This window comes from Pedobacter agri (assembly GCF_032678665.1).
Lineage (GTDB): Bacteria > Bacteroidota > Bacteroidia > Sphingobacteriales > Sphingobacteriaceae > Pedobacter > Pedobacter agri_A.
Genome location: NZ_JAVTSH010000005.1, coordinates 1 through 12,479 on the forward strand (window position 1 = coordinate 1; position 12,479 = coordinate 12,479).

The window sequence follows — 12,479 nt, forward strand, 5'->3', positions numbered from 1 at the left end:
GCGTTTATCTAAAGAAAGAGCTGAATCAGTAAAAGCTTACTTAGTATCTCAAGGTGCTAATGCATCAAGAATCGAAGCAACTGGTTACGGACCTGATCAACCAATTTCAACTAACAAAACTGCTGCCGGTCGTCAAGAAAACCGTCGTGTAGAATTTACATTGTATTAAGCATTAAATATATATAACTAACGAGCAACAAATCATGAAAAAAGTTCTAGCAACAATTTTATTATCAGCAGCAACAGTAATTGCGGCAAATGCGCAAATCCAGAAGGGTAATGTGATGGTAGGTGGTAACCTAACCAATATAAACCTTGGCTTGGATGATCCAAAAATTTTCAGTGTAGATATCACGCCAAAGGCTGCTTGGTTTATTCAAGATAATCTGGCACTTGGGGGCTATGTAAACTTCGGTTTGGAGACAGCTAAAAACTCGAATACCACAACCAGTTACGGTGTAGGTGCATTAGGGCGTTATTATGCTGGTAGCGATACAGAAGTACTTCGTCATGGGCGTTTTTTTGCAGAGGCGACAGCAGGTATTGGTGGTGTAAATGTAAGTAAAGGAGGTGGTAACACCAATGGATTAAACATCAGTGTAGGTCCCGGTTTTGCCTATTTCATTACGCCAAATATTGGCTTGGAAACGTTACTAAAGTATAATGGATTAGTAGGTTTTGGTAGTTCAACTACGCAAAATAACCTGAATCTATCATTTGGTTTCCAGATTTATCTTCCTGGCCAGAGAACGGCTAATAAAGTAAAGGGAGACATTAAGTAAAAAAAAGACAATGCTGAATGATTTTTAATTCAGCATTTCTTTTGTCGAATAAAAAATCATCTACTATTATATATAAAAAACATGTCACAAACAATTCACACATCAACAGATAATACTGCAATCAGTTTTATTAATCGCTTAACCTGGAGCGCAATAATTGCAGGCGTATTCATCGCTATTGCGGTGCAATTATTATTAAGCTTTTTAGGTTTGGGTATAGGCTTTGGAAGCATCAATCCCATGGAGGAAGCAAAACCTTTTAGCGGACTGGGAACCGGTGCACTAATATGGTGGATCATCACCATGCTAATATCTGTGTTCACTGGCGGTTGGGTGGCTGGCTGGTTTTCAAACCACATTCAAAGAACGGATTTAGTTTTGCATGGACTTCTGACTTGGTGTTTGCTTACTTTTCTGAATATGTATCTGATCACCTCTTCAGTTGGTAAAATAGTAGGTGGGGTAGGAAGCGTGATTAATAAAGGTTTTTCTATGGCAGGAGATGGTCTGAAAGCGGCAGCTCCTGAAGCTGGAAACCTCATCAAAGATCAGTTAGGTGTTGATCGAAACACATTCGCGAAAATGAAGCAGGAAGCAGAACTTTTGTTAAGGCAAACTGAAAAGAAAGAATTGCAGCCGGGTGCGTTAGCAGACAAAGCAAATCAAGCCAAAGCACAGGGAAAGTCTGCCGGTCAGGAAGCTTTGGAAAATCCTCAGCAGGCGCAGGCTCAAATTGATGGTTTATTTAAAAAGTTATTTTCTGAAAATGATTCGACTTTCAATGCTGTAGATCAGGAAGCATTGGTAAATATTGTTAAAAACAGAACAGGTAAAAGCAAGGCAGAATCTGAGCAAATCGTTGAGAACTGGGTAAACACTTTAAATACTGCAAAGGAAAAAGTGAAGGAAGTAAAAGCTGAGGCTGAACTAAAAGCAAGAGAAGTTGGTGATGATGTGTCTTCTGCACTATCTAAATTTGCAATATTCTCATTTATAGGTATGATTTTAGGTGCTGTGAGCGCAGCCTTCGGAGCTATTTTAGCATCTAAAAAACGTTTGGCTTTAACGAATAAAACCGTTTACTAGTAGACTTATTTATCATTTCAGTATGTTAAAAGGGCTGGTTAGATCTATCGATTTGCCAGCCCTTTTAATTTAACCAATGCGTTGCTCTAACATAATGTGATGTAACTGGATTACGGTCAATATCGGTAATCTTATTGCTCCAATTTATCAATTTTATAACCTCTCTGGCCAGTTAAAGTAACATTTTATTAGCACGTTAAGAAGCTGCTTCAGGAAAAAAAAACCTGGTGTTTTCAGAAGTATCCTAAAGAAACTTTAGCGAGTTCACTATCTTTTATCCCGATTTTTCTTGTGTTAGTTAGAAACTTGCCATAAAGTTCGTCTTCTTCAACTCTTTCAAACTTCAGTTCGTTTAGAGTAAGCTCACCATAAACCAATTAGCCTTGCTTTTTAGCCCGTTCTTTTTACATCTAATTCTAATTTGGGTATGGTTCGGCATATTTATTTTTTTTTAAGCTATATCAAATTTAGTTTTATCCCAATTATTCTACTTCTTGAATGGTAATATAAAGATTTTATACGCATAATTTGTATTTTTGCGTAAATGCCCTTTGATAATCTGAACGATAGCGAAGAATTAAGACACCTCGAAGACTTAAAAGTTGGGAAAAGGGATGCTTTTGATTTTATTTATGCTAGATATAGTAAGATGTTGCTTCCAAAGATGCAGCGAATGATTAAATCAAGTGAAATTGCTGATGAGTTAATGCAGGATGTCTTTTTAAAGGTCTGGCTAAATAAATCGGAAATCGAACTAGAAAAATCATTCAAAGGCTGGATTTTTACCATCGCCCAAAATACCATCTATGCCTATTACCGCAAATTAGCGCTTGATATCAAAATGCAAAGGCATCTTTTGGAAACCTTTGCGGAATTCTACAATCAAACAGAAGATTATATTTTCAATAAGGAACGTCTTTCCTTGCTGAACGAAGCGATAGAAAAGCTTCCCGCACAACGTAAAGAAATTTTTAAGCTTTGTAGGATAGAAGGAAAAAGCTACCAGGAAGCTGCAGAAATATTGTCTTTAAGTCCATCAACAGTCAGTAATCAACTGGTAAGCGCTACCAAATATATCAAACGATACGTCTTTTTTCACGCTCAGGAATTCATTCTGCTTTGCATTGCGGCTTACCTCAAAAAATAAAACAAAAAAGTTAAAGCATGAATAGTGTGTTTCGCAATCTCGTGCATATTATACTATGACAACGATGGAAGAAAACACTTCAAAACCAGAATTATTCGAAAAATTTCTTGCTGAGAAAAGCAGTGCTGCCGAATTGAATCAACTTTTTGAGTACTTCGGCAATGCTGATCAGGAGGAGTTGGAAAGATTGATCCGTGCTGAATTTGAGAAAGACACACAAGATTTAAGCGAAACTGAACAGCCGAGACTTGATTTGATTTATTCAAATCTCACGAAACAGCTATTTGCCAAGCCGGAAAGCAAATTGCTCAAAATCCTTAGGTCTGAAACTGTTAAAATTGCTGCTGCCATTTTAGTGTTTTTTTCAATTGGCCTGATGATCTTTAGGTTTTTAAATCCCACCCACAATGTCGTTCCGGGTGCTGCTATCGCCACCTTAAGTTTCGATGGAGCAAAAGCTAAACTCGGAGCAGTTAAAAGGGGAAAGATTTATGAAAAAGGTGGTATTCAGATTATTAAGAAGGCAGATGGTTCAATAGTTTACATGGCCGTAAATGCTGATGCTGCAACTGCTTCTAAACTGAATACCCTGGAAACACCAAATGGTGGTGAGTACAGGATTACACTGGGCGACGGCTCGGTCGTGATGTTGAATGCTGGCTCAAAATTAATCTTCCCGATGGATTTTCGCGGACCGGAAAGGAAGGTTTATGTAGAAGGAGAGGCTTTCTTTAGCGTAACAAAAAATCCTGAGAAACCTTTTATTGTGGCCATTGGTGGCAGTGAAATTAAGGTCTTAGGAACACAGTTTAATGTGAGCAGCTATCCTGAAAATGAAGGAACAGAAGCAACTTTATTGGAAGGTAGTATTCAATTCTCCAACACAAGCGGCAAAGTTGTTTTGAAACCAAATCAGCAGGTGATTGCAGGTTACAGTAAATTGAATGTACGTAATGTTTCTGCTGAGGATTTTAGCGCATGGACTAAAGGTGAATTTTTGTTTAATGATACGCCATTGGCTGTTGTGATGCAGAAGTTAGCCAGATGGTATAATGTCGAAGTAGATCTGGCGGTTTTACCAAAGAAAAATCTCTACATGAAAATATCCCGCAGGGCGGATATTGATGAGGTATTGGAAAACATTTCAAAAGCTACAGGCCTGAAATTTAATTTGGAAGCGAATAAAATTGTATTAGAAGAGTAAGATTCCCGTCGTCGTCAACTAACAACCAACCAAACTAATTTTTATGACAAACCACTACTTTCGCTTCGTCAGATCGGGATGCGGCTATTTATTAAACTGGTCTGCATTTTTATGCATAACGATGTTAATTTCGTTTGATGTAAATGCGCAAAACATCCAGTACAACTTTAACAAAGCGCCTCTAAATAGTGTTATTTCAGAAATATCAACCAAAACATCCTACGAATTTGTTTATGATGCTGAATTGGTAAAAAAGGCTAAGCCGATTGATCTGAGCCTAAGCACATCAAATATTAAAACATTGATGGACGCGGTAGTAAAGGGGCAGGCTTTTACTTATGAAATTCGTAACAACAGAACAATTGTATTAAAAGCTGTTGTTGAAAATCTGGAGGACTACATCCTTCATGGTATGGTAACCGACAGTTTGGGCGGGCCGTTACCGGGAGCATCTGTAAAAATCAAAGGTACAAATAGATATACAACCACAGATGGAAATGGTCACTTTAACGTGAACTTAAACAGCCAGTTTAACACTTTGGATATTAATTATATCGGATACTTTTCCGCTACACAAAAATTTGATAAAGATGCTGCTTTGAAAGTTGTCACTGTTAAATTGATGGCAAACTCATCATTACTGGCTGATGTGGTAGTAAATGGATTTCAAACGATAAGTAAAGAACGTTCAACTGGCGCCGCGACCATATTAGATGAAAAAAAACTAAACGAAAATATTAATATCGACATTCTAAGTGCTTTAGAAGGCCGTGTTGCTGGATTAGTTTATAATAAAAATCCGTTTGGACAAAGCGTAGATCAACCTGTGCTAAGAGGGCAAGCAACATTTGCTTCATTAGGTGCAAGTGCTCCATTAGTTGTGCTTGATGGTTTGCCAACTGAAACGCCATTGGAAGAAATTAATCCTTATGATATTGAATCGGTTACTGTCTTAAAAGATGGTGCTGCGGCTTCTATTTATGGCTCCCGATCGGCAAATGGAGTAATCGTTTTAACGACTAAAAAGGGTAATACGCCTTTGAAAATATCATTAAATACAGATTTTTTCATTGATACCAAACCAACTTTTGCAAGTATGCATTATGCTTCACCTGCTGATATTGTTGATTTTGAAACGGATGTTTACGGCAGAGAAAGAGCTAGATACGCCAATACTGAAACCATGTTTGCTGTTTACGGAACCGTAGCAAATGGAAGTATCAAGTATTATAGTCCGCTTTACCAATTATTTCGCGATAGAGACGCAGGAAAGGTTACAGCTGATCAGTTTAACCAGCAAATTGGTAATTTCAAAAATACCGATTACTACGAGCAATATCGCGACAATGTATGGCAGAACGCTTTTCGTCAACGGTACAATTTATCATTAAGTTCTGCAAGTACAAAATCAAACACCTTTGCTTCCATTAATTATGATCGTTCTGCTGAACGTATAATAGGAAATAACAGTCAAAAGGTAACCTTGTATTTTAAAAACACCTACAACATTAAGAAGTGGTTATCTACAAATATTGGTTTCAATGGCGCTTACTCCACTTCAACCTCAACTGACGGGAGTTATGACTCTTACACTACTATTTTACCTCGATATGCTTCAATCGTAAATCCTGATGGAAGTTTGGTTTATGCTAATTATGTGAATTTACCAGATGGTATAGCTGGGTCGCCAATTAATGGTGCAGTAGCAGGTGCATTACAAAATACAGCTCAATATAAATCATACCGTTTTAATATTTTGGAATCATTAAACGAAGGTTTAACTGAGGCCAATACTGTTTCCTTAAGGGCTTATGCCAATATTCAGGCCAAAATTATGGATGGTTTGAATTTCTCAAGTCAGATTCAATATGAAATGGGAACAACGAAAAGTGAACAAATTTATGATGTAAATTCTTATAAAATGAGAGCGGCTTACAATGCCTTGGTTGGTTTTACGCCAGCTACAAATGTTTATACTTATGGATTACCTACAGGCGGCAGAATAAGCCAGAATATGAAACAAACCAATGCTTATACCTTTAGAAATCAATTGAGTTATGATAAATCTTTTGACGGTGGTAAACATTCAATAGCCGCTATTGCAGGTACAGAAATGCGTCAAACTTTTTCACCTATTGGGATGATGGATATTAGATACGGCTATGATCCGGTAACATTAACATCCACGATTATTAATAATCAAACTGTTAGTCAAACAGGTTTGCCAAGTTATATTTTTGGTGGCAATAAAACTTTAGGTATTGCAGCTCGCTCATTTCAGGAAACAAAACATAGAAATCTTTCTTACTTTTCAAACGCCAGTTATACCTATTTAAGCAGATATAACGTTACCGGAAGTTTCAGGATAGATCAAGCCGACTTTTTTGGTGGTGATCCTGAATTTAAAAACAGACCATTGTGGTCAGTTGGTTTAGGTTGGAATGCCAGTAACGAGAAATTTTTTGAATCGCTAGGTTGGATTAATTTACTTAAACTTAGAGCTACATATGGCGTTAATGGCAACCAAAATACCCAAACAACTAAATTTTTAACGGCCAGAAGAGTGAACGATAACTTATTCACTTCACTTCAATATCTAAGTATTACCGGACTACCAAACCCTAAATTACGCTGGGAAAAAACAGAAACCTACAACATAGGTTTAGATCTGGCTTTCCTGGGTAATCGACTACGCGGAACTATTGATTTTTATGATAGAAAAAGTACCGATTTAATGGTAACTACTGATTTAGATCCGACTGTTGGAACAGCATCATTAGTGATTAATAATGGTATCTTAAGAAATAAAGGAATTGAATTTACAGTAAACGGCGACTGGCTAAAATCCGGAGATTTATCATTGAGTTCAACATTTGTATTGGGATTTAATAGAAGTAAAATTGGAAAAGTAAACCGGGCTCTAGCTCCTGCAGGTTCTTACGTTGGCTCTCCGCAGGATTATTATACTGAAGGAACAGATTACAATACCTTATATGCCTACCGCTATGGCGGAATGACAAATGGTTATCCATATTTTTTAGATGAAAATGGTAGAGCAACGCTTGAGTTTGATGCAAGTGGAAATCCAATTGTAGCAAGTAGCCGTGAAATAAATAATTACGCTGCGCTTGTAAGTATGGGGACTCTAATACCAACTTATAATGGTTCATTCTCTCAACGGGTTTCTTATAAAAACTTTGAGCTTAGTGCTTTATTAATCTTCTCTGGTGGTAACGTGATGCGGAAAGATGTTACGCCACTTGCTAGTAATGATATTTCTGATTTAGATATCACACAACGTTATAAAAACGGAATTACGCCAGAATTACCAAGACTTCTCGTTGATTATTCAGAAGCAATGATTCCTAGAGCCCTTACCATTTCTTCTATGTGGCAAAAAGCTGATATAAATGTAGTGAAGGCTGATTACGTTAAACTTAGAAGTATCTCTTTAGGATACAATTTACCAAAAGCTTTCGTGAAAAAATTCAACATTCCATCAGCAAAATTTACAGCTCAGGTAAATAATTTATGGTACGCAAGTGCAGCTGGCGATGATATTGACCCAGAATCATATTCACTAAATGGTGGAACCAGAACCCTTCAAAATCCTAAATCATTTGTACTAGGCATTAACTTAACTTTTTAACATCATGAAAAAAAATATAGCAATCATTGCATCTTTTTTAATCGCCCTCGCGATTTCTGGATGTAAAAAATACACCGACTTAACGCCTCGTGGGATACAAGTTGTAGAATCTGCTCAAGATTATTACGAATTGGTTTCTTTTCCGAATAGGGCATACCTAATTAGTAATTTCCAGTACCTGGTTGATGATATGTGGTTGAAGGAATCAAATTTTATCGGACTAACACCGAATATTAATACGGTACATTTCACGTTCAACGAAAATTTAGATCGAGTATCGATGGTTAGTTCATCAAACTTTTATGATCGTGCTTATCTTTATATTAATCGATGGAACACCATCATTTCATCAGTTGATGCGAGCAAGGGAGATGATAATATCAAAGCATTGGCTAAGGCAGAGGCTAAAGCATTCAGGGCTTTTGATCATTTTTTATTGGTCAACGTTTATGCAAAAGCTTATAATCCGGCAACTGCCGCAACAGATGGTGGTATTTGCATCATGGATAAATACGATTTGGAAGCGCAGCCTACAAAATCTACAGTTGCACAGGTTTATGATTTTATCCAGAAAGATATTGATGAAGCCATTCCTTTTCTACAGGCACAGCCATTAGATCCATATCATCCATCATTGGCGTTTGCCTGGGCATTGAAAGCGAAAATCCATTTGTTTAAAAGAGAAATTGCGCAAGCAAAAGAGGCTTGCGAAAAATCACTTTCTTATAATAATCAAATTTTCGATTTGGTAAAATACACTATAATCCAAGGTGGACCATCTGTTACACCAATCATTGCACCTAACAATCCTGAAGTTTTAAGTTATCAATATATTCAAGGTTATAACGAAACCAACTTTGGATATACTTGGTTAATTAGTCCCGAATTGAGGAATTTATTTGGAACCAATGATGCCCGTTTTAACATGTTCTTCAATACCACAAGCGCAAGCTTTTTGGATATTGGTTCTGGCGCTGCATATTATAGTATCGCTTACACACGGTTTTTCTATCCAACGGTTGGTTTGAAAACTACCGAAGTTTACTTAATGCAGGCCGAGTGTTTGGCTCGTGAAAATGATTTAGCAGGTGCAATGGCCATTGTTAATAAATTTCGCGAAAAACGTATACTATCTGGAAACATTAATCTACCAGTTCCGGCAACCAGAAAAGAAACGATGGAGATTATCATTAATGAACGCAGAAAAGAAATGGTTTTAGGTTTTAACAGGTTTTTCGACTTGAAAAGATTGAACACTGAAACGGAATATGCAAAAACTGTAGTCCGTACTTATCCTTTGGTTAACAAAACTGTTCCTCAGCAAACCTATACACTTTTGCCAACTTCAAGGTTATATGTAATTCCTTTTCCGCTTGGCATATTAAAGAAGAATCCAAACCTTACATTAAATACCAACGAAACCCTTCCGTTTTAAGATGAATTTTAAACAAATTTTATTTCCGATTTCATTTGCGCTCTCACTAACAGCATTTGGACAGAAACCGGTTACAAAACCCGATAGTTCTGCGAAAAAAGCACCAGTAGAATATGCCAAGGTGATTCCGGCTACGGCAATTGGGCAAGATGGGCTTTTCAATGTTCGTCAGGTAGATCAGAAGTGGTTTTTCGAGGTGCCTGATAGTTTGTTAGGACGTTACCTACTTGCCGTTACCCGCTACATCACCACGCCTCAGGGCTTTGGCAGCTTCGGCGGGGAGAAAGTAAATGAACAGACGCTTTACTTTCAAAAAGGAAACAACAATAACCTCTTTTTAAAAGGAGTTGTTTACCGCCAGGAAACTAAAAATACAGATGGCCCTATTTATCAGGCGGTGATGCAATCGCAGGAGAGTCCTATTGTGGCAAGTTTTGATATCAAGGCAAAAAATCCAATTACTGGAAACTATGTGATTGATGTAACCGATTTTTTCAAAAAGGATATCCCGGTAGTTTCTATTCCTGCAGATGAAAAATCATCGAAAAAATTAAACAGTTTAGCCGATGATCGCTCATTCATAGAGCGTATTGCCTGTTATCCGATTAATACAGAAATTAAGACGACTAAAACCTACGCCAGTGCCGGTCTTGGTATTCCGGCGGGTGCACTTACCGGAGCGGTTACGTTAAGATTAAATACGTCGATTATTTTATTGCCGAAGGTGCCCATGCGGAAAAGGATTTCTGATGAACGTGTGGGCTATTTTAATAACAAATACATTCTGTTTGATGAAGATTATCAGCGAACGCAAACTAAATATTTGGTGCAACGTTATCGCATGGAACCCAAGCAGGAAGATTTGGCCAAATATAAACGCGGGGTTCTTGTGGAACCGAAGAAACAAATAGTTTATTATATCGATCCGGCAACGCCAAAAAAATGGCGTCCATACCTCATTCAAGGAATTAACGACTGGCAAAAGGCTTTTGAGCAGGCAGGTTTTAAAAATGCAATTGTTGGGAAAGAATGGCCTGAAGCAGATACAACAATGAGTTTGGAAGATGCCCGCTTTTCTGTAATCAGGTATTATGCCTCTGAAACGCCTAATGCTTATGGACCACGAATCAGTGATCCACGCAGTGGGGAAATTATGGAAAGCCATGTAGGGTGGTATCACAATGTGATGAAACTGGTACACAACTGGTACATGGTTCAAGCAGGCCCATTGGATAAAAGGGCACAGAAAATGCAATTTGATGATGAGCTGATGGGGCAACTGATTCGCTTCGTTTCTTCGCATGAACTTGGACATACCCTCGGTTTAAGGCACAATATGGGAGCAAGCAGCCAAACGCCCGTTGAGAAATTACGCGACAAGGCATGGGTGGAGAAAAACGGCCATACGGTTTCTATTATGGACTATGCCAGATTTAATTATGTGGCGCAGCCTGAAGATAATATTTCGCCTAAAGGAATTTATGCCAGAATAGGGGCTTACGACAAATGGGCAATTAACTGGGGTTACCGCTATTTTGATGGAGAAAAAGATGAATATGCAGAAGAGCAGCTGTTGAGTAAAATCACAACTGATACGTTAACCAAAAATCCAAGATTATGGTTTGGTGGGGAAGGAAAAGATGAAGATCCGAGGAGTCAATCTGAAGATTTAGGAGATGATGCAATTGCCGCAAGTGATTATGGAATCAAAAACCTGAAAAGGGTAGTGACTCATTTAAATCAATGGACTTATGAGCCTGGCGACCAGTATAATAATCTGGAAGAATTGCACAAGGAAGTGGTGAAGCAATATAGCCGTTATCTGTATCATGTAATGAAAAATATCGGCAATCGCTATGTAACCAAAAGAAGTGTGGATGAGAAAGGAGTGGTTTATGCGGAGGTTCCGAAAGCGAAGGTTAAAAGCGTAGTGGGATACGTAGGACGGCAGGTTTTCGAAGCACCACTTTGGATGTATCCTGCAGAAATTTCCAAATTTATTGATCTGAAACCCATGGAGCAAATTTCTGATCAGCAGTCGCAGATGTTAAACATGTTTTTGAGTGCTGGCATGCTGTATAACTTGAGTCAGAAAGCGTTAACTTCCACCGATCCGTACCCGGTTAGCGAGTTCTTAAATGATTTACTGCCAACAGTTTGGAAAAAAACCTCGCCCAACATTCAGCAAAATACTTATTTAAGGAGTTTACAACGATCTTACATAGAAAAATTAGGCATGTTGATCAATCCAAAAGATGTTGCTGACGGAAAGATGATGAGTAATGCCCAGCGTAGTGATGTCAGGTTGGAAGCCATTGCCCATATCAAAGCCATCAGAAAAAAGGTAGAAGCGCTCATCCCACTAACTTCAGGAATCGATCAGCTACACCTCAACGATATAACTATAGATATAGATAGAATTTTAAAGAAAACAAGCTTAAACCCTTAAAAATGAAGAATTACATCATCACTGCAATAATTCTAATAATTGCAGTTAACATCAATACAAATGCTCAGGTTAAAACATCTGCGCAGGAAGTAGCCACACCAGAACTGGCTAAACAACGAGAGGAGCAGAAGAAAACAGTGGTTGCTCATTATTTGGCCATGAAAAACAGCCTGGTTGTTTCTGATTCAAAAAAAATGGCAACAGCTGCATCAGAATTTTCTACCACTTTCGGGAAATATAAGTTTAAGAAGTTGACGCTGGAAGAAATGAATACAGCTACCACTGCCCGTAAAGATATCAAAGCATTAGCTGACAGTATTGCGGTTTCACCATCAATAAATGATCAGCGGAAGTTATTCGAAAAGTTATCCGTTCAATTTTGGTCAATCGTAGAAAAAGTAAAGCCTGAAAATATGAAGCTTTACCAGCAAAAATGTCCGATGATGGGAACTACATGGGTTAGTGATGATAAGAAAATTGAAAACCCGTATTATCCAAAAAATATGCTTACCTGCGGTGAAGTGATCGCAGAAAAATAAGAACTTAATTATAGTTAATGATTGATAGCTGCAGGATAACGGATGTTTCTTGCAGCTTATTTAATAAGTTTAGGCTTAATCCTCAGCTAAGCTTAACATCGCTATACGTATTGATCGGCCATCCTTTCAAAATTGTGCTTCTTGGTTTAGGTACGCAATACCATGCCCAAGGCTTAATCCCTGCTAAA

General features: G+C 37.9%; 9 protein-coding genes. All 9 read left to right on the forward strand.

What is annotated here, in order from left to right; all coding sequences use genetic code 11:
* The coding region (locus R2Q70_RS11445) for an OmpA family protein (RefSeq protein WP_316808054.1) at nucleotides 1–169 on the forward strand (169 nt) is incomplete at its 5' end.
* Between the two features lie 34 nt (nucleotides 170–203).
* Nucleotides 204–782, forward strand: a complete 579-nt coding sequence (locus R2Q70_RS11450; RefSeq protein WP_316807709.1) for a hypothetical protein — start codon at nucleotides 204–206, stop codon at nucleotides 780–782.
* An 81-nt stretch (nucleotides 783–863) separates the two neighbouring features.
* Complete coding sequence (locus R2Q70_RS11455; protein WP_316807710.1) at nucleotides 864–1,868, forward strand: hypothetical protein; 1,005 nt, start codon at nucleotides 864–866, stop codon at nucleotides 1,866–1,868.
* A 544-nt stretch (nucleotides 1,869–2,412) separates the two neighbouring features.
* Entirely contained in the window at nucleotides 2,413–3,015 is a 603-nt protein-coding gene (locus R2Q70_RS11460) for an RNA polymerase sigma factor (RefSeq protein WP_316807711.1), read from the forward strand.
* Between the two features lie 64 nt (nucleotides 3,016–3,079).
* Entirely contained in the window at nucleotides 3,080–4,219 is a 1,140-nt protein-coding gene (locus R2Q70_RS11465) for a FecR family protein (RefSeq protein WP_316807712.1), read from the forward strand.
* A gap of 43 nt (nucleotides 4,220–4,262) precedes the next feature.
* Nucleotides 4,263–7,868, forward strand: a complete 3,606-nt coding sequence (locus R2Q70_RS11470) for a SusC/RagA family TonB-linked outer membrane protein (RefSeq protein ID WP_316807713.1) — start codon at nucleotides 4,263–4,265, stop codon at nucleotides 7,866–7,868.
* A 4-nt stretch (nucleotides 7,869–7,872) separates the two neighbouring features.
* The gene (locus R2Q70_RS11475; RefSeq protein WP_316807714.1) at nucleotides 7,873–9,303 is read left to right on the forward strand and encodes a RagB/SusD family nutrient uptake outer membrane protein; all 1,431 of its coding nucleotides are present in this window, start codon (nucleotides 7,873–7,875) and stop codon (nucleotides 9,301–9,303) included.
* A 1-nt stretch (nucleotide 9,304) separates the two neighbouring features.
* Entirely contained in the window at nucleotides 9,305–11,752 is a 2,448-nt protein-coding gene (locus tag R2Q70_RS11480) for a zinc-dependent metalloprotease (RefSeq protein WP_316807715.1), read from the forward strand.
* A 2-nt stretch (nucleotides 11,753–11,754) separates the two neighbouring features.
* Nucleotides 11,755–12,291: a DUF3347 domain-containing protein gene (locus tag R2Q70_RS11485; protein WP_316807716.1), complete on the forward strand. Its 537-nt coding sequence runs from the start codon at nucleotides 11,755–11,757 to the stop codon at nucleotides 12,289–12,291.
* The last annotated feature ends 188 nt before the right edge of the window (nucleotides 12,292–12,479 follow it).